The organism is Corallococcus exercitus (assembly GCF_003611585.1).
GTDB classification, from domain to species: domain Bacteria; phylum Myxococcota; class Myxococcia; order Myxococcales; family Myxococcaceae; genus Corallococcus; species Corallococcus exercitus.
This window is the reverse complement of sequence record NZ_RAVW01000167.1, coordinates 1-19,116: the sequence shown is the minus strand read 5'-3', so window position 1 is coordinate 19,116 and position 19,116 is coordinate 1. Positions and strand designations below refer to the sequence as shown.

15 protein-coding genes are annotated in these 19,116 nt (G+C 70.5%); 6 read left to right on the top strand and 9 right to left on the bottom strand.

Annotated features, from left to right (window positions below; genetic code table 11):
- Together D7W79_RS20955 and D7W79_RS20950 are read right to left on the bottom strand one after the other, a co-directional pair.
- The coding region (locus D7W79_RS20955) for a hypothetical protein (RefSeq protein ID WP_208729790.1) at positions 1-469 on the bottom strand (469 nt) is incomplete at its 3' end.
- Between the two features lie 116 nt (positions 470-585).
- Positions 586-1,338 carry a hypothetical protein gene (locus tag D7W79_RS20950; RefSeq protein WP_120527158.1) on the bottom strand — a complete coding sequence of 251 codons (753 nt, stop codon included), beginning with the start codon at positions 1,336-1,338 and terminating at the stop codon, positions 586-588.
- 31 nt (positions 1,339-1,369) lie between these two features.
- On the opposite strand from D7W79_RS20950, the gene D7W79_RS43730 reads away from it, so the two are divergent.
- Positions 1,370-1,528, top strand: coding sequence for a hypothetical protein (locus D7W79_RS43730; RefSeq protein ID WP_158617011.1), 159 nt, complete (start codon positions 1,370-1,372; stop codon positions 1,526-1,528).
- Between the two features lie 43 nt (positions 1,529-1,571).
- Here the strand turns inward: D7W79_RS43730 and D7W79_RS20945 are convergent, their stop codons facing one another.
- Entirely contained in the window at positions 1,572-3,236 is a 1,665-nt protein-coding gene (locus D7W79_RS20945) for an alpha-amylase family protein (RefSeq protein WP_120527157.1), read from the bottom strand.
- A gap of 157 nt (positions 3,237-3,393) precedes the next feature.
- On the opposite strand from D7W79_RS20945, the gene D7W79_RS20940 reads away from it, so the two are divergent.
- Entirely contained in the window at positions 3,394-4,356 is a 963-nt protein-coding gene (locus tag D7W79_RS20940; RefSeq protein ID WP_120527156.1) for a TIGR03885 family FMN-dependent LLM class oxidoreductase, read from the top strand.
- Between the two features lie 24 nt (positions 4,357-4,380).
- Positions 4,381-5,484: a winged helix DNA-binding domain-containing protein gene (locus D7W79_RS20935; protein ID WP_120527161.1), complete on the top strand. Its 1,104-nt coding sequence runs from the start codon at positions 4,381-4,383 to the stop codon at positions 5,482-5,484.
- A 9-nt stretch (positions 5,485-5,493) separates the two neighbouring features.
- Here the strand turns inward: D7W79_RS20935 and D7W79_RS20930 are convergent, their stop codons facing one another.
- The 6 genes from D7W79_RS20930 to D7W79_RS20905 form a co-directional block, all read right to left on the bottom strand.
- Positions 5,494-8,439, bottom strand: coding sequence for a DEAD/DEAH box helicase (locus tag D7W79_RS20930; RefSeq protein ID WP_120527155.1), 2,946 nt, complete (start codon positions 8,437-8,439; stop codon positions 5,494-5,496).
- 69 nt (positions 8,440-8,508) lie between these two features.
- Positions 8,509-10,533, bottom strand: a complete 2,025-nt coding sequence (locus D7W79_RS20925; protein WP_244221880.1) for a TonB-dependent receptor plug domain-containing protein — start codon at positions 10,531-10,533, stop codon at positions 8,509-8,511.
- Positions 10,534-10,710: 177 nt separating this feature from the next.
- A complete protein-coding gene (locus D7W79_RS20920) occupies positions 10,711-11,466 on the bottom strand; it encodes a DUF5953 family protein (RefSeq protein ID WP_120527153.1) in 756 nt (251 codons plus the stop codon).
- Positions 11,463-12,200: a DUF6310 domain-containing protein gene (locus tag D7W79_RS20915; protein ID WP_439099219.1), complete on the bottom strand. Its 738-nt coding sequence runs from the start codon at positions 12,198-12,200 to the stop codon at positions 11,463-11,465. The genes D7W79_RS20920 and D7W79_RS20915 overlap by 4 nt, the downstream gene beginning before the upstream one ends.
- Before the next feature lie 429 nt (positions 12,201-12,629).
- Positions 12,630-13,706 (bottom strand): PEGA domain-containing protein, encoded by a 1,077-nt coding sequence (locus D7W79_RS20910; protein ID WP_120527152.1) that lies wholly within the window; start codon positions 13,704-13,706, stop codon positions 12,630-12,632.
- A gap of 43 nt (positions 13,707-13,749) precedes the next feature.
- A complete protein-coding gene (locus tag D7W79_RS20905; RefSeq protein WP_120527151.1) occupies positions 13,750-15,018 on the bottom strand; it encodes a serine/threonine-protein kinase in 1,269 nt (422 codons plus the stop codon).
- 167 nt (positions 15,019-15,185) lie between these two features.
- On the opposite strand from D7W79_RS20905, the gene D7W79_RS20900 reads away from it, so the two are divergent.
- From D7W79_RS20900 to D7W79_RS20890, 3 genes are all read left to right on the top strand, one after another.
- Positions 15,186-16,520: an MFS transporter gene (locus D7W79_RS20900; RefSeq protein WP_120527159.1), complete on the top strand. Its 1,335-nt coding sequence runs from the start codon at positions 15,186-15,188 to the stop codon at positions 16,518-16,520.
- Between the two features lie 227 nt (positions 16,521-16,747).
- Entirely contained in the window at positions 16,748-18,217 is a 1,470-nt protein-coding gene (locus D7W79_RS20895) for an ATPase domain-containing protein (protein ID WP_120527150.1), read from the top strand.
- Positions 18,214-19,116, top strand: a 903-nt coding sequence (locus tag D7W79_RS20890; RefSeq protein ID WP_120527149.1) for an ATP-binding response regulator, incomplete at its 3' end; no start/stop codon positions are given. The genes D7W79_RS20895 and D7W79_RS20890, both read left to right, overlap by 4 nt.

Genomic DNA, 19,116 nt, shown 5'->3' with positions numbered 1-19,116 from the left:
CCCCCTGCCCCGCCACCGGCCACGCGCGGTACCAGAAACCCCGCGCCACGATGTCCTCCGCCACCGACGGCACGAACGTGGACACCGCGACGCCCAGCACCGCCACCAGCAGCGCCGTGCCCATCAGCGGCTTGTCCAACGGCTGCGCGCGCATCAAGCCCAGCGACACGCCCACCAGCACGGACACCGGCTTGAGCACCAGCATCACCGCCAGTGCCCGCGCGAGCGCGGAACCGCGCCACTCCAACGCATACGCATGGAAGCCATTGCGGTAGCCCAGCCACCGGCCCACGCCCCAGGCCACGGCGTGGAACAGCGTCATCATCACCGCCGCCACCACGGCGTTTCCCAGCAGCCGTCCGCCAATGCCCTCCGGCGCCTCGTAGCAGGCGTACAGCACGGCGAACGCGACCGCGCAGCGCAGCGCGACACGCGAAGGAAGCGACGATTCTGAAGGTGCGTGGCTCATGGCGGGGCACCTCTTACCCCAGGGCTCGTTTGACGCGATCGCCGAGGCTTGAGTTCCTTGGCGTCGTGGGGCTCGAACCGACGTGCGGCAGGCAACGTCCCTTGAGGCCATTCACCTCAAGCGTGCTTCTTCGTTTCGGTGAAGACCGGTTCGTTCCGCCGGATGCGTGCGAAGAGCTCGTCGTGGTCGATTTCGCCGAGGTCGATGTTCCAGAGGCCGGGCACCAGGAAGGCGGAGGCCCGCGATGCGGCCTCCTCGCCGGAGCGCCCGTTCTCGAAGCGATGCTCCGTGCGGAACTCTCCGTAGCACGCGACCTCGTGATCATTCTCATCCAGGAAGCGCGTCTCCAGGTTGCCCGCCACGATGAGGCTCTCATCGTTGTAGACGCCCTGGATGACGTCCCGGACCACCAGGTCGCCCAGGACCAGGAAGTTCCCCGACGTCCGCAGTCCCTGTGCGACACAGCGGCCCAGGACCACGATGGTCGAATCCGGTCCGCAGTCGTCCAGGAATCCATCGACCTCCAGGTCGCCCAGCACGAGGAGGGGACAGGTGACGAGCAGCGAGCCGGGAGCCTTCGCGTTGCCCATCAGGACCGTGGCCTTGGACAGTGACGCATCCAGTACGGCGTCCACGGGCGCAAGGAACTCACGCATCACCACGGCGGCCAGGCCAACATGCGACACAGGCCCGGGACACAGCGCCTTCGCGAGCGCGGCGGGCTCAAGGGGCGCGTCCTTGGGGAACGCCCTCCCCAGGGTCGTGACCAGGGGCGTGCCCTGATGGCAGAGCGCATCCCGGAGGGGACCGTCCAGTCGGGCGAGCGTGGCCTCCGCGCGCGCAAGGAAGTCGTTCTTGGAAAGGAGCATCGGCGCATCCTATCCAGCGTGAAAAGGCGCGGTGGGGCGGATCCGGGCATTAGCTCCTTGGCGCGGCCTGGGCCACGACCAGGTGCTCTACGGCTCCGCGTGGGACCCCACCTACTACACCACCATCCTGGACTTCTCCGACGGCGTCGCCCCGCCGGAGCGGCTCTTCCAGAAGGTGGAGATGAACTGAAGCCGCTGACGCGGTGACACCGGCGGGGCCGCTTCCCTCACCTTCAGGGCAGCGGCTCCGTCCGGTGCTTGCGCGCCGGGTTCTCCAATCCCACGCGGAACCAGCGGTAGCCGTAGCCCTCCAGCGTGAGCACGTGGCGCCCGTCGTCCTCGGGCCTGGAGTGGCCCTCGCTCAGCACGTTGAAGAGGGTGCACGGCTCGTCGCCGCCCACGTCCAGCTTCACCGTGCAGGGCCGGGACGACAGGTTGTGCAGCACCACCATCGCGTTGCCCTTCCAGTCGTACCGGATGGCCAGCACGCCCTTGTTGCCCGTGCGCAGCACCTTCCACGCGCCCCACCCCAGCTCCGGGCACTCCTTGCGCGCGCGGATGATGCGCTCCGTCCAGTTGAGCTGCGAGGCCGGGTCGCGCCGCTGCTGCGCCACGTTCACGTGCTGGAAGCCGAACGGGCCGTCCGACACCAGGGGCTTCACCGGCGTCTCCGCCAGCGTGAAGCCGCCGTGCGGCTCCGGGCTCCACTGCATGGGCGTGCGCACCGCCTGCCGCTCCACCAGCGCCAGGTTCTCCCCCATGCCCAGCTCGTCGCCGTACCAGATGACCGGCGTCCCCGGCAGCGAGAACATCAGGCTGTAGGCCACCTCGATGCGGCGGCGGTCCCCGTCCAGCATCGACGCGAACCTGCGGCGCAGGCCCCGGTCATACAGCTGCATGCCCTTGTCCGGCCCCAGCGCCTCGAAGACCTCCAGCCGGTCCTTGTCCGACAGGCGCCCCAGGTCCAGCTCGTCGTGGTTGCGCAGGAAGTTGGCCCACTGCGCGGTGTGCGGCAGCTTGGGCGCCGACTTCAGCGCCTGCACCAGCGGCGTCACGTCCCCGCGCGTGAGCGCCAGGTAGAAGTTCTGGTTGGCGAGGAAGTTGAAGACCAGCTGCATGCGGTCGTTGTCGCCGAAGAACTCCATCACCTCGTCCATGGTGACGTTGGCCTCCGCGAGCAGGATGGCGTCGCCCTTTCGCCACGACAGGAACTCGCGCATCTCCTCCAGCAGCTTGTAGGGGTTCTTCACGTCGGGGTTCTTCAAGCCCTTCAGCTCGACCAGGAAGGGCACCGCGTCCACGCGGAAGCCGGACACGCCCAACTCCAGCCAGAACCCCATGACCTTGAGGATCTGCTCGCGCACCTCCGGGTTCGCCACGTTGAGGTCGGGCTGGTAGTCGAAGAAGCGGTGGAAGTACCAGAGGCGCGCCTCCTTGTCGTACGACCACGTGGAGGGCTGCACGCCCGGGAAGACCATGCCCTTGTTGGCGTCCTTGGGCTTCTTCTTCGCCCAGACGTAGTAGTCGCGGTAGGGGCTGTCGGGGTCCTTGCGCGCCGCCTGGAACCACGGGTGCTGGTCCGACGTGTGGTTCACCACCAGGTCGATGATGACGCGGATGCCGTGCAGCTTCGCCTCGTGGGTGAAGGCCACGAAGTCGCCCAGGTCCCCCAGGCGCGGATCCACGCCGTAGTAGTCGCTGATGTCGTAGCCGTTGTCGCGGTTGGGCGTGGGCTGGAAGGGCAACAGCCACAGGCACGTGATGCCCAGGCCCGCCAGGTAGTCCAGCTTGCGCTTGAGGCCCTTGAAGTCCCCCACGCCGTCGCCGTTGCCGTCCATGAACGTCTCGACGTCGAGGCAGTAGACGACCGCGTTCTTGTACCAGAGGTCTTCAATCATCCTTCCCGTTTAGCCCTCCCCTCCCCGGCGTCGGTCCTTCGGATGAGACGGCCGTGCGGAACCCCACACCCGGGGGCAAGCGGACTTCGTTCAGCCAACACTCGCGCGAAGACGGGCCTCGCGGTGGGAGCGCTCCCGCCCCAGGGTGCGCGCACCCATGCCTCTCATCGGCTTCCACGCGTCTCACGAACAGTTTCCCCCCAGCGAACTCTTGCGCCTGTCCCAGAAGGCGGAAGGCGCGGGCTTCCAGGCCGCGCTCAACTCCGACCACTTCCACCCGTGGACGGAGGCGCAGGGCCAGAGCGGCTTCGCCTGGGCGTTCATGGGCGCCGCGCTCGCGACCACCGGGCTGTCCTTCGGTTCCGTCACCGCGCCGGGCCAGCGCTACCACCCGGCCATCGTCGCGCAGGCCCTGGCCACCCTGAACGAGATGTTCCCCGGCCGGGCATGGATGGCGCTGGGCAGCGGCCAGTACCTCAACGAGGCCATCACCGGCACCGGCTGGCCCGCCAAGGACCTGCGCAACGCGCGCCTGAAGGAGTGCGTGGACATCATGCGCGCCCTCTTCCGCGGCGAGACAGTGACCCACCGTGGGCTCGTCACCGTGGAGGAGGCGAAGCTCTACACGCGCCCCAGGGACATGCCCCTGCTGGTAGGCGCCGCCATCACGCCCAGGACGGCCGAGTGGGTGGGAAGCTGGGCGGACGGCCTCATCACCACCGCGCGCCCCCCGGAGGAGCTGCGCCAGGTGGTGGACGCCTTCCGCAAGGGCGGCGGTGAGGGCAAGCCGATGTTCCTCAAGGTGCAGCTGTCCTACGCGTCCGACGACGAGCTCGCCCGCGAGGGCGCCTGCAACCAGTGGGCGGCCAACATCTTCGCCAGCGGCGTCCTCGCCGACCTGCGCTCACCGGCGCAGTTCGCGGAGGCCGCGAGCGTGGTCCAGCCGCACGACCTGGACGGCCCGCTGCGCGTCTCCAGCAGCCTCCAGCAGCACGTGGACTGGCTGGGCGAGGACCTGCGCCTGGGCTTCGACCGGCTGTACCTGCACAACGTCAACCGCGACCAGGACGGGTTCATCGAAGCGTTCGGCGCGAAGGTGATTCCCGCGCTCACGCGCTGAAGGCCGCTGGGTATGCTCGGGCGCATGCCCAGCGACGTCCTGTCCCCGCAGGCCCTCAACCGCGCCACGCTCGCGCGTCAATTGCTGCTCACGCGCGAGAAGATGACGGTGCCGCGCGCCATCGAGCACCTGGTGGGGCTCCAGGCCCAGCTCGCGCGACCGCCGTACCTGGCCCTGTGGTCCCGGCTCCAGGGCTTCCAGCGCGACCAGCTCACGAAGCTGGCGCTGAAGCGGGAGCTGGCGCGCGGCACGATGATGCGCGGCACGCTGCACCTGATGACCGCGAAGGACTACCTGCGCTACCGCGGCCTCTTCGTGCCCCTGCTCACCGCCGCCCTGCGCTCCGTGCTGAAGGAGCGCGCCACCGCGCTGGACCTGCCCGCGCTGCTGGCCACCGCGAAGCCCTTTCTGGAAGAGCAGCCCCGCACCTTCGAGGAGGTGCGCGCGCATCTCATGAAGCACCACGTGGACGGCGACGAGCGGGCCATGGGCTTCGCCACGCGCATGCTGCTGCCCCTGGTCCAGGTGCCCGAGGAGGGGCTGGAGTGGGGCTGGCCCGGCAACGCAGGCTTCACGCTTGCGGAGTCGTGGCTGGGCGAGAAGCTCTCCACCGACGAGGACGCGTCGCCGCTGGTGCTGCGCTACCTGGCCGCCTTCGGCCCCGCCACGGTGGCGGACATGCAGGCCTGGTCCGGCATCAAGCCCCTGAAGGACGCCTTCGAGAAGGTGCGCGGCCAGCTGGTGGAGTTCCGCGACGAGAAGAAGCGCGTCCTCTTTGATTTGCCCAAGGCCCCGCGCCCGCCCGAGGACACGCCCGCGCCAGTGCGCTTCCTGCCGGACTTCGACAACCTCATCCTCTCCCACGCGGACCGCACCCGCGTCGTCCCCGAGGCGCACCGCGCGCTGCTGTCCACGAAGAACCTGCGCGTGCTGAACGTGTTCCTGGTGGACGGGCGCACCGCGGGCACCTGGACCACCGAGCGCAAGAAGGGCGCCGCGACGCTGGTCTGCAACGCCTTTGATCCGCTGAAGAAGCCCGTCCGCGACGCGCTGGTGCAGGAGGGCGAGGACCTCCTGCGTTTCAGCGACCCGGATGCCGCGAAGGTGGCGGTGACGTTCGCGAAGTGAGGCGCCCGCTCACGCGAAGAGCTGGAGCAGGTCCTCGCGGGTGATGGCGGCGGCGCCCGAGGCCTCGCTGAGCGCGGCCTCGAACAGGGCGCGCTTCTTCTCCTGGAGGCCCAGGATCTTCTCCTCCACCGTGCCCTGGGACACCAGCCGGTAGACCATCACCGGCCGCTCCTGCCCGATACGGTGCGCGCGGTCCGCAGCCTGCGCCTCCACCGCCGGGTTCCACCACGGGTCCATCAGGAACACGTGGTCCGCCGCCGTGAGGTTCAGGCCCGTGCCGCCGGCCTTCAGCGACATGAGCAGCACCGGCGCGCCGTCCTGTCCCTGGAACCGGGACGTCACCTCGCCGCGGTTCGCGGTCGCTCCGTCCAGCCGCTCGAAGCCGATGCCCGCGCCCTTGAGGCCCGGCTCGATGAGGTCCAAGAGCGATGTCCACTGCGAGAACACCAGCGCCTTGTGGCCCTCCGACACCGCCGTCTCCAGCGCGTCCACCAGCGTCTGCACCTTCGAAGACGTCTTCGCGTGCTGGCCCGGCACCAGCGCGGAGTGGCAGGCCGCCTGCCGCAGCCGGAGCAGGGCCTCCAGCGCCTTGAGCACGCTGCCGCCCTCGTTGAGCAGCGCGACGACCTCCGCGCGCGTCGCGGCCATCACCGCGTCGTAGACGGAGCGCTCGCGCTCATCCAGCTGCACGTGCATCACGGAGTCCGTGCGCGGCGGCAGCTCCGGCGCCACGTCCTTCTTGAGGCGGCGCAGGATGAACGGACGGATGCGGCGGCGCAGGCCCTCCGCCGCGCCCGGCTTGCCGTCCGCGATGGGCTGCGCCGTCTTCTCCTCGAACTGGCGGCGGCCGCCCAGGAGGCCCGGGTTGGTGAAGTGCATCAGGCTCCAGAGCTCATCCAGGCGGTTCTCCAGCGGCGTGCCGCTGAGCGCGAGCCGCAGGTTCGCCTTGAGCCCGAACGCCGCGCGCGACACCTGGCTCTCCGGGTTCTTGATGGCCTGCGCCTCGTCCAGCACCACCGCCTCCCACGTGGGCGCGCCCAGCACCGGCGCGTCCAGGCGCAAGAGCGCGTACGTGGTGAGCGTGATGTCCGCCGTGGGGTCCAGCTTGCGGCCGGGGCCGTGGTACACGCAGACCTTCAGGGACGGCCGGAAGCGCTGGAGCTCCGCCACCCAGTTGGGCAGCACGCTCGTGGGGCACACCACCAGCGACTTCGGGCCCAGGATGCAGATGGTCTGGAGCGTCTTTCCCAGGCCCATGTCGTCCGCGAGGATGCCGCCCAGCCCCGCGCCCTTGAGGAACGACAGCCAGCTGACGCCCTGCTGCTGGTACGCGCGCAGCGTGGCGTTGAGCTCCGCGGGCAGCACCGGCGGCGGCAGCTTCTCGAAGCCCTCGACCAGCGGGGCCAGCTTGTCCAGGCCCGGGGGCGGCGGCTGGTCCAACGACTCGCACAGCTGGGTCAGCTCCGGCAGCGCGTGGTTCGCGACGCGGCCGTCCGCCTGGCGCGCGGCCAGGAGGTCCGCGACGCGCTGCCCGTTCTTGTCCAGCCACGCGCGCGGCAGCGGCGCCCAGCCGCCTCCGTCCAGGGGCACCAGCCCCAGCCCCTCCGTCCACGCCCGCACCACGGCCGCGGCGTCCACCGTGCGCGCGCCGCCCTTGCCGCCCTCCACCTCGAACTCCAGCGTGAAGCGCACCTCCGGCACGCCCGCGCCGGACGCGCCGCCCTCCACGCGCAGGGACGGCTTGAGGCGCATGTCCGGACTGACGATGCCCGCCGCGTCGCCGCCCAGGTCGCCCCGGAACTTCCGCAGCTTGTCCGCGAAGCGCATCATCTCCGGGCCCTGCACCGTCAGCCGGCGGCCGGGCACCAGGTTCAGCTCGTCGCGCAGCTGGTGCAGCAGCTTCTGCTCCGCGGCCTCGTCGCGCAGCGGCACCGCGCCGCGCAGGTACACCATGCGCCCGTTGTCGATGCGCACCGACGGCGGCGCGCCGTACACCAGCGTGGGCAGCACCGACAGCCCCTGGGTCAGCTGGTTCAGCTCCAGCAGGATGCGCGGCTTGAGGTCGCGGTCCAGCGGCGGCAGGCGGCGGCTCTTCATGTCCACCGGCATGCGCCGCGCCAGCTCCGGGAGGATCTTCGCGGACAGCTCGCCCAGCTGCTCCGGTGAATAGGTGCGCACCAGCGGCAGGTGCTGGAGCCACGCGCCCGTCATGGCCGTCTCGCCCAGGCGCACCAGGGACTCCGCCGTCAGCGCGACGCCGGGGCTCACCACCTCCGTGATGCGCGGGTCGCGCGTGATGGTGATGACCCACTGCTGGCCCTTGTCCTCCACCTTCGCGCGCGGGGGCAGCACCTCGCTGGACACCGCCACCGGCCGGCCATCCAGCAGCACGTTGCGCGCGGGCTCCAGGGCCCGCAGCAGCGCGTCCAGCTTCTCCGCCAGCAGCGGCCCCCGGGTGCGCCGCTCCAGCAGGCGCTCCATCACCAGGTCCACCTGCTCCACCTGCAACGTGACGCCGCCCTGGGGCTTCGCGATGCGCCCCGTGAGGTCCTCCAGCGGCTCCTCCGTGCCGTCCGCGTGCGCGAGGACGCGGTGCAGCTGCAGCCCGCCCTCCACGCGCGTGAAGCGGTACACCACGCGCGACCAGCGCTCCGCCACGGCCTCCAGCGGCGCGTCCTGCTTCTCCGCCTTGTCCAGGGAGATGGCCGCCGCGACGACGTGCTCGCACGGGTCCACCGGGCTGGGGCAGTCACACTCCCACGCCTCGTCGCCCGGGTAGAGGACGACGGTGAAGGCCACCGCCCGTCCCGCCACCTTCACGCGCAGCTCGATTTCGGAGGCCGTGCGTGACTGGAGCGCCACGGCCCCGTCGCGGGCGAGGCTGACGCCCCTGGACCAGAGTCCCGGCTTGGCTTCTTTGCGGACGGCTTCGAGGAGCTGGGTGTTCTCGGACATGGCAGGCGGCTTCCCTACGCCCCGCCACGCCCTCGCGCAACGTCGGATGCGCTCCGTCTGACGGCCAGGCTACTCGTCGTCGTACGACGGCTCGAAGAGGTACGTGAGCTTCACCAGGAACTCGCGGCTGAACACCGGCAGGGGCGCGTGGCCGCCGCTGTACGGCTGGGCCACCCGGAAGTCGCTGCCCAGGATGTTGTAGACGCCCGCGCCAATCTCCAGCCCCTTCGTCCCCACGTTCTCCGCGCGCACGAAGAGGTTGAGCAGGAGCCGGGGCGTCAGGGTCTGGACCTCCGACGTGCCCTCCTCGTCCGGGGCGCCCACGGCGAAGCGCTGGCCCACCAGCACGGCGGTGGGGCTGACGGACAGCCACGGCAGCACCTTCGCCGTGCCCGTGAGCGTCGCCTTGTGCGTGGGCAGGCCGGTGAAGGCCCTGGGCTCGCCGGGGACCAGGTAGTCCTCCACGTCATTGCGGCCGCCCGGCCGGTAGAACGAATAGCCGGCCTGCATGCGGCCCCACGGCCCGCGCAGCCGGTAGTCCAGCTCGATGCCCCGGCTGCCCAGGCGGCCCAGGTTGCGGTACGCCTCCGAGCCCGTGTCCACGTCGTACGAGTAGATGATGGGGTCCGTCACGCCCACGTCGAAGGCGTTCGCGCTGAACGTCTGGCCCTCGCCCAGGCGCACGGTGGCCTCCAGTTCGTACACCGTGGTGCGCTCCGGCCGGACGTCCTCGCCCAGGGAGATGTTCTCGATGCCGGGCGCGCGGAAGGCGCGGCTGTAGAGGGCCTTGCCGCTCACCGGCCCGAAGGACTTGAGCAGCACCAGGCGCGGCACGAACGAGCTGCCAAAGAAGCTGTGGTCCTCGAAGCGCGCGCCCGCCACCACCGTCGCGATGGGGTTGTCCGAGTACGCCTCCACGAAGGCCGCCACGTTGCGGTAGGAGACGGTGTCCTCGTCGCCGTTGAAGGGCTCCTGCAGGCCGATGCCCGCGGGGCCCCGCAGCTGGCCCTGGTCGAACGCCAGGTCCACGCCGCCCGTGAGCTGGAGGAAGTCGAACGCCGCCCAGCGCGCCAGGGCCCGGCCCCGGAGGCGGCGGTAGCGCTTGTCGTAGAAGAAGTCCGACGACTCGTCGGAATCCCGGTAGGACTCGCCCAGCGTGAGGTTCAGCCGGGGGATGATTTCAATCCGGTCCGTGGGCCGGAAGCGGTCGCTCAGCTCGGCGTGGAAGGACTCGAAGTCGGTGTCCGCGGGCGCGGGCAGCACCTCGTCCACGGAGACCACGGACGTGGTGTCCTGGCGCTGGTACAGCACGCTCAACTGGAGGTCCCGGAAGCCCACGCCGGCCTGCACCACCGTGGGGTCCATCCGCGACGCGCCGTTCATGCTCGCGGAGCCGCCGTAGAAGTCGTCGAAGACGGCGTCGCTGCGCTGCCCCTGCCCCAGCGACGCGGAGGCGAAGGCGCTCAGGCCCGGCACGCTCTCGAAGACCTTGCGCCCGGACAGCGTGAGGCTGCGGCGGCCCAGGCCGTGCGACAGCTGCCCGTACGTGCCCACCGCCAGCGCGTCCGTGCTGCCCTGGATGCCCCGGGTGATGACGTTGATGACGGCCAGCTCCGCGTTGCCGCCGTAGATGACGGAGCCGGGGCCGCGCACCACTTCGATGCGTTCAATCAGCTCCACCGGGAACTCGTGCCCCAGCTGCATCGTGGAGTAGAGCTGCTCGTTGATCTCCTTGCCGTCGATGATGAGCAGCACCTTGCCTTCCTGGCCCCACAGGCCCCGGAAGCCCGGCCCCACCGTGCCCTGCACGTCCACCCCGAAGAAGAAGCCGGGCACGTTCAAGAGCACGTCCATCAGGTCGCGCGCACCGGAGGCACGGATTTCATCCGCGGTGATGGCCGTCACCACGGCCGGCGAGTCGTGCAGCTTCGTGATGGCGAAGGACGCCACCTGGCTGTGCACCTCCGGCTCGTCCTCCAGCTGGGCCTCGCGCTGCGCCTCTCCGGAGGGCGTCTCCGGCGGTCCGGGGTCCAGCGTGGGCTCCGTCTGCGCGAAGCCCGTGCCCGCGCCCAGCAGCGCAAGCCATACACACACACGACGCCCGTGCCTGGTGAAGCCCATACGCAACAACCCTCTCGAAGGTGGGAGACGCGGGCCTTGTCCCGGGGGGAGACAGCCTCCGCGTGAACCCGAGTGTACCCGCTCCAGCACCGTCCGAAAGTTCTGGGATTACGCGCACTGCGTCGAATGCGGGCGTGCGTCATCCTGAGGTCATGGCGCCGCGCGTCCGCCGATCTCCGGAAAGCGCTCGTAGGCGCGCTTGAGTGCATCCAGGTGGGCGGGGTTGTCCAGGTCGAGCGGCGCGTCGGTGAGTTGCACGACCCACCCACCCGACGCCGTGCGCCGCGCCCGTGAAAGCAGCGCTGCGTCGCGGGTTGGGTCCGGGAACCCGATGGCCTGCGCGGCGGCAGCCGACCAGTAGTTCAGCCACCCGAGGTAGTAGGGGATCTCCGGCGCGCGGATCTGTTCGAGAAGCTTGAGGGCCGGCAGCCCCCGACGTGGAGACGGCGGCCCTTCCAGCGTCGGGGCTGTCTGATACGCGATGTCCAGCGCAGCGTCATCCGGCGTCGCATGCCCCCAGAACGCGCAAGCGCCCTCCGCTACGCGCTCCAGCATCTCCCCCGCTGCCGCGATAACGGCCGCATCTAGCGGCAACTCCGCTTGGACGTCGAGCAGTGGCTGACCGCCCGGTCCGAGACGTCCCGACCTCCCCCTTCCCGAAACCGTCACGGGGTAGGTCTCGTCGCCATTGCACAGGAGCGGGAGCTTTCCGCGAGGTGTCGCCTCAACGAGCCAGGCGTCGCGTTGCGGTAACTCGATGGGGCGCCCGCCTCGGCCCACTTCCCAATTCAGGCGCAAGCCAGGCAGCGCCCGTTCCATGCCACGGACGACAGCGAGTGTGCGTCCATCATTGGCCACGAGCACTGGCGCGTAGACGGTCAGATCGAGGCGTTTCTGAGTACTCATCGTTCGCATCCTGTGACGAAGACGTTGAGGAATCGGTTCGCTCGTAACAACGCGTCTTTGTGCGCTTGGGTGCTCACCCCTATCGCATAACGAAATCCGCATGCCGCTGCTGCGTCTTGCTCTCGTTCTATTTGCTCCAACTCCTTCACAATCTCCTGCCTCCGGATGAAGTCATTGTACGAGTCGAATCGATGGGTCTTGATCTCCCACAGCACGCGCACGCCAACTTGCAACGCATCGAAGCGCACACCGCCCACGAGCACGTCCCTTCCGGGATAACGGTTGGGCGGGAACTTGTCTGCGCAGTCATTGTGGGAGGTATCTCCGCCCGCGTGAGGCACTGGAACAGGCTCGCAACTGGCGCGGCCCGTCCGGTCCAAGGGCACAGGCGGCACCGGGGGCTGCCAGTCCTGTCCCGCTGGCTCTGGCTTCAGCCTGGGCTCGCGTTGCGCTTCAGCTTCCCGGGAGGCCACCTTCGTTCCTCGCGAGGTCCCTGCTTCCTCGGGGTAGGCGTGGCGGAGTTCATAGGCATCCAGCGCTTCCTTGATGGCGACGCCGACCACCACCACGCCAAGGACGATCACGGCTCCCACGGCAATCTCAGGAGCCGCCAGCACGCAGAACCCGAGTCCCACGGCTGCGGCGTCAGCGGAGGCGACCGCGCATCTTCCCGTGGTGTCGTGGAACTCCAGACGGTCATGGTCAAGGGCCCGATAGCACCTCTCCACCAGCACGGGCCAAGGCTGTGACGCTTCGCGGACCACGCACCGCCCGTCGTCAGCCCAGGGCAGCTTCGCCGCTCGCTCAAGATTGGTGAGTCTCTGACCCTGGAGTCGCCGCGCGCCGGGAGGTGGTCCGGTCGTAGCGCAGGCAGAGAGAACCAGCAGCAGTGCGATGCAAGCGCGGAGACGCACGGTCACGTCCTTCCAATCAGCGGGATGCTGGCTCAAGGCTCGCCCGTCCGGGAGTCCGGCTGCGCGCGCTGACCGCGATGGTGCTCGGAGCATGCCGGTTCGCGGCGGCACAGCAAGGAGCGCACCCGAGGCGCGACGAAGCGCGGGCGCCATGAGCCACGCCCAGGAGCCGCGCGGCTCGCAGGAACGCAGCCGCTCACCGGCTCGGGCAGCGTTCGCGAGCGGAAGCGTTGCCGAAGGGGCCTTGTTTCACTTCACGCGCACGCGGGTGCTGCGGCCCGGCTCGACCTCCACCGTCATGCGCCGCTTCACCTCGCCGTTGACGCGGACCTCCACGCGCGCGGGGCCGGAAGGCAGCGCCTGGGCGGAGATGGGCGGGAAGCCATATGGCCGGCCGTTGATCCACACCTCTCCGTAGAGCCCCGGCGACGTCACCTCCAGGTCGCCCCGCTGCGCCACGGCGGCCTTCGCCACGGACGGCTCCGGCGGCGTCGTGGGCTCCGGCGTGCGCGCGGCCGCGACGGGCCCACCCGCGGGCGCCGGGCTCGCGGCGGGGGGCGAGGCGGGCACCACCGCCGCCACGGGCACCGCGGCCGGCTTGGGCGCGGCCGGCGTCAGCTCCGCGGTGAGGTCGCGGTTGAGCGAGCGCACGGAGTCCCCCTCCACCTCCACCGTCTCCTCGTACAGGCGGCGCTCACCCTGCGCGAGCACCACGCGGTGCGTGCCCGCAGACACCGACAGCCGCGCGGGCGTCAGGTCCACGGCCCTGCCATCCACCATCACCACCAGCCCCGGCGGCGTGGACGTCACCAGCAGGAGCCCGCCCTTCGCCTCCTCCTGGGGAGCGGCCTGCGCGGACTGCTGCTCGCGGGCGGCCCGCGCGGCGGCGAGCTTCGCGGCGCGCGTGCGGGGCGTCGCGCGGCCCGGCGACGGCTCCCTCGGCGTGGGCGCCTGCGCGGGATGGGACTGGCCGCGCGAGCGCAGGTCGGTGGCGATGCCCAGGAGGCGCGTGAGGTCGCTGTCCTTGTCGTTCGGGCGCAGCTTGAGCGCCTCCGTGAACTGCGCCACCGCGCGGTCGTAGTCGCGGTCCTCCAGCGCGGCCAGCCCCGACGCGCGCAACGCCCTCACGAGCCCCGCGTTCGCGTCCTCCGACGGCGGCGCCGCGGGCGGAGGCGGAGGGGCCACGTCGGGCGTGGGGACGGGGAGCCGCGTGGCGACGGGCTCGGGCCGCGCGGCCTTGCGCGAGCGGACCACCCAGTACGCCCCGGCGTTCAAGGCCACGGTGCCCAGCAGGATGACGCCGACCCAGGTCTTCTGATTCTTCACGTTCGTTGTCCCGCTTCCCACGACGACACGATGCGCCCGCCCTTCACGCGATGAACAGCCAGAACACGGCGCTGCCCACCAGCGCGACGCCCGCCGCGACGGCCAACCCCCAGGGGAACGCTCCGGGCGCGGCCGTCTGTTCCGGCGCCGGGATGACGCCCGTGGTGGACCCCGTGCCGGTGCTCCGCGGCAGCACGCCGGTGGGCACCAGCGCGCTGGACTCCTGGAGCTCCACCGCGTGCTCCGGCACCGCGGCCCGCGGCGCGCTGGAGATGCCCGAGCCCACCAGGCTGGAGGAGCCCGGCATGGAGCCCGGCACCGCCACCGCGGTGGACACCCGGCCGGACGCGTCCGGCGGGAAGAGCGTGGCCATCAGCGTCGCCAGCTCCCGGCCGCCGGACGTCCAGTGCTGCGCCGTGCGGTAGCGCTCCAGGTCGTCGTGCAGCTCGCGCGCCGTCTGGTGGCGCTGCGCCGGGTCCTTCGCGAGCAGCTTGAGCAGGATGCGCTCCAGCTCCGGCGGGAAGCCCGGGGCCACCTGCGACGGCGGCGGCACGTCCCCCTGCGACGCGGCCACGATGGTGGCCTCCATCGTGTCGCGCTTGAACAGCCGGCGCCCCGTGGACAGCTCGTAGAGGACGATGCCCAGCGAATACAGGTCCGAGCGGTGGTCCAGCTCCCGGTTGGTGATCTGCTCCGGGGACATGTACGCGTACTTGCCCTTCACCACCCCCGCCACCGTGCGCTCCAGGTTCACGGAGCTCTTCACGATGCCGAAGTCCGCCAGCTTCACGATGCCGTCGCGCGACACCAGCACGTTGCCCGGCGTGATGTCCCGGTGCACCAGCTTCAGCGGCGTCCCGTCCGACAGAGTCTTCGCGTGCGCGTACGTCAGCGCGTCCGACATCGCGATGCCCACGTCCACCGTCACGCGCGGGCCCAGCGGCATGTTCGCCGCCGCCGCGTGCCGCATGATGCGGTCCAACGACTGGCCTTGAATCCACTCCATCGCCAGGTAGTACTGGCCGTCGATCTTCCCGAAGTCGAACACCTGCACGATGTTCGGGTGCGTGAGCAACGCCGCCACCTTCGCCTCGTCCGCGAACATCCGCGCGAAGGGCTCCAGGTTCGCGTACTCCGGCAGGATGCGCTTGATGACGCACGCCTTGGAGAAGCCGTCCGGCCCATCCAGGGTCGCAAGGAAGATGTGCGCCATGCCGCCCGCGGCCAGCCGCTGCACCATGCGGTACTTCCCGAAGCGGCTGTCCACTCCGGGTGCGGCCGGCGAAGGCGTGACGGTATCAACCCTGTCCAAATTGTACTCCCCGGACGGAACTCGTAATTCCGGGAAGATACCGACCTCACGCCCGGCTCACAAGTTTCGCACACCGTGTCAACAGGTTTTACGGTGAATACACTTTAACAACGTAACGGATGGGGCCCGGGCGGGTGTCCCGGCATATCCTGCCGGTCCTCACGCGCATGGCGACCCCCTCCTCCGACGCCCCGTCCCCGCTGGCCGCTCCCCGTCCCCTCTCCGCCCAGGACGTCCGCACCCTGGGCCTGGCGGCGCTGGGGGGCGCGCTGGAGTTCTACGACTTCATCATCTTCGTGTTCTTCACGTCGGTGATGGGGAAGCTGTTCTTCCCCCCGGAGACGGCGGACTGGCTGCGGCAGCTGCAGACGTTCGGCCTGTTCGCGGCGGGCTACCTGGCGCGGCCCCTGGGCGGCATCGTGATGGCCCACTTCGGGGACCGGACCGGGCGCAAGCGGATGTTCACGCTGAGCGTCTTCCTGATGTCGGTGCCCACGCTGTGCATGGGCCTGCTGCCCACGTTCGCCACCGCGGGGTACGCGGCGCCGCTCTTGCTGCTCACGCTGCGGCTGCTCCAGGGCGCGGCGGTGGGCGGCGAGGTGCCGGGCGCGTGGGTGTTCGTCTCCGAGCACGTGCCGGAGCACCGCGTGGGGCTGGCGTGCGGGACGCTCACCTCCGGGCTCACGCTGGGCATCCTGCTGGGGTCGCTGGTGGCCACCGGGGTCAACACCGCGTTCACGCCGGAGCAGGTGATGGCGTACGGCTGGCGCGTGCCCTTCGTCGTGGGCGGCGTGTTCGGCTTCCTCGCCGTGTTCCTGCGCCGCTGGCTCCAGGAGACGCCCGTCTTCGAGGAGATGCGTCAGCGCAAGGCGCTGGTGAAGGAGCTGCCGCTCAAGGCCGTGCTCCGGGGTCACTCGCCCGCCGTCGTCGTGTCCATGCTCTTCACCTGGGTGCTCACCGCGGGCATCGTGGTGGTCATCCTGATGACGCCCACGCTGATGCAGCAGCTGCACGGCATCCCCCCCGCGCGGGCGCTGGCGGCCAACAGCGTGGCCACGCTCACGCTCACCGTGGGCTGTGTCTGCTACGGGCTGCTGGCGGACCGGCTGGGGGCGACGCGGGCCATGGCCATCGGGTCGGGCGTGCTGCTCGTGGCCGCGCAGCTGTTCTACCGGGGCGTGGCGAGCGCGCCCGAACACCTGGTGCCGCTCTACGCGGGCGTGGGGTTCTGCGTGGGCGTCGCGGGCGTGGTGCCCGCCGTGATGGTGCAGGCCTTCCCCCCGGCGGTGCGCTTCTCCGGCCTCTCCTTCTCCTACAACGTGGCCTACGCGCTGTTCGGCGGCTTCACGCCGCTCGCCGTCACGCTGGCGATGAAAGAGAGCCCGCTCGCGCCCGCGCACTACGTCTCCGGCGTCTGCGCGCTGGGGCTGGCCGTGGCGCTGCTGCGCTTCCGGGGCTTCACCGCCAGCGAAGCGGCGCCGCCCCCCACCCCGTCGCGCTGAGGCCCGGCCGGCCGCTCTCCAGGGAGCCGGAGGTGTTCACCCCTCGGCGTTCCACGTGGCGTGCGGGCTTGGAAGGCTGGCTCCCGACGGAAGTGTCGGTTATGCGGCAACAAAATGGCGGGCGCCCCGGGCAGGCCCTGTTCCCCATGCGCATCTTGTCCCGGCGCGTGCTTTCGAGCGGCGGAAGCGTCGCGTGATGTTCCCCTCGCCGACCGACGGAACCTGGCATGCCCAGCAGTGAGCCCGCCCTCTTCCAGAGCGGCATTCCCAGCTTCGACGTCCTGCTGGGCGGAGGCATCCCTCCGCGCCAGTCCTTCATCGTCACCGGGACGCCGGGGTCCGGGAAGACGGTGCTGTGCAGCCAGGTGGCCTTCAACGCCGCGGCGCGCGGCATTCCCGTGGTGCTGGCCACCGTCACCTCGGAGCCGCACGACAAGCTGATGGGGGCCCTGTCCCGCTTCGCCTTCTTCAAGCCGGAGCTGCTGGGCGAGAAGCTCTTCATCATCAGCGCCTACTCCTCGCTCAAGCGGGGCCCGAAGGAGGCGCGGGACCTGCTCCTGCAGACGGTGCGCGAGCGCGGCGCGGCCATGCTCTTCATCGACGGGCTGCGCTCCATCCGGGACCTCTGGCAGGACGAGGCGCGGCTGCGCGAGTTCCTCTACGAGCTGGGCATCGGGCTGGCGGCCAGCAACTGCATCGGCCTGTTCACCACGGAGTACCCGCTGGAGCGGCTGATGGGGCTGCCGGAGGCCACCACGGTGGACGGCATCGTCGCACTGTCGGTCCAGGTCCACGGCTCGCGCCGCGTGCGCCGCGTGGAGGTGGTGAAGCTGCGCGGCCGGCCCCACCTGACGGGCGAGCACACCATGACCATCCACGAGGATGGCGTGGAGTTCATCCCGCGCCTGGAGGCCGTCCCCCTGGAGTTCCGGGACGAGCCGCCCACGCTCAAGCGCAAGGGCTTCGGGCTGCCGGAGCTGGACGCGCTGATGCACGGGGGGCTGCCGGAGCTCAGCACGACGATGCTCGCGGGGAGCATGGGCATTGGCAAGACGCTGCTGGCCACGCACTTCGCCGCGGACGCCGCGCGCCACGGCGAGCGGGCGCTCTTCGTCTCCTTCTTCGACGCGCCGGCCATGCTCATGGCGCGCGCCCGGCGCGTGGGGCTGGACGTGGATCCGTTGCTGCGCGACGGGCAGCTGACGCTGCGCTACGTGCCCCCCATGGAGCTCGAGGCGGACGTGCTGGTGCGGGACATCCTGCGCCAGGTGGACGAACTCAAGGTCCAGCGGCTGGTGCTGGACGGGCTCACCGACCTGGAGCTGTCCATCATCGACCCCGCGCGGCGGCGCACCTTCCTGGCCTCGCTCGCGATACGGCTGCGCATGCGGGGGGTCACCTCCCTCTTCACCCGCGAGGTGCCGAAGATCGTGGGCATGGAGCTGGACTTCACCGATGCGCCCGTGGCCATCCTGGGAGAGAACCTGCTGCTGATGCGCTACGTGGAGCTGCACGGCCAGATGCACCGCATCATGTCCGTGCTCAAGATGCGGGACAGCGAGTACTCCACCGACCTGCGCGAGTTCCAGATCAAGGACACCGGCGTGAAGGTGCTCGCCCCGGTGCGCTCCGCGGTGGGACTGCTGACAGGGCAGGCCCGCCCGCTGGGGAACACCGTTGGAGGGCTGGGTGAATGAGCCTGGTCCTCATCGCGGAGGATGAAGAGGCGCTCCTGGAGGTCTTCTCGGAAGTGGTGGAGGACCTGGGCCATCGCGTGATTCGCGCGCACAACGGCGAAGAGGCCCTGCTGCTGGCGCGCACGGAGACGCCGGACCTGGTGGTCAGCGACCACATGATGCCCCGGCGCACCGGCATGCAGCTGCTGCACGCCATGCGCTCCGAACCAACCCTTTCGGACGTGCCGTTCCTGCTGTTGAGCGCGGCGCGGCCCCAGGGGCGCGAAGCGGCCCAGACCTTCCTGGCGAAGCCGGTGGACCTGTCCACCTTCGAGCAGGCCGTGAGCAGCGCGCTCCGCTACCGCGCGGCGCACCCGTCGGATGCCGCCCCGGCCGCGCGCGAGCCGGCCGGTTCGGTGAGCCTGGCGCGCGAGGAGATGCTCAACTGGGTGGCGCACGAGCTGAAGACGCCGCTGAGCTCCGCGCGGCTCAACACGCAGCTGCTCCTGCGCAAGGTCCAGAAGCGCGGCATCGACGACGAGCGCCGCTCCGCGGAGGCCGTCCTGCGCCAGTTGGACCGGATGAACGGGCTGGTGACGTCCATCCTGGACGCCTCCCGGCTGGCGGACGGAAAGCTGGAGCTGAAGCTCGCCCCCACGGCGCTGGTGCCCTTCCTCCAGGAGCTCGTCCAGGAGTGGCGCGACCTCCAGCCGGAGATGGACTTCACCTTCCACGACGGGGAGCCCCTGGAGCCGCTGATGCTGGACGCGGACCGGCTGCGCCAGGTGCTCAACAACCTGCTGTCCAACGCGGTGAAGTACAGCGGCACCTCGCGCCACATCGAGGTCGGCGTGACCATCAACCCGGGCCTGGTCCTCATCCACGTGCGCGACTGGGGCGTGGGAATCCCCGCCCATGCC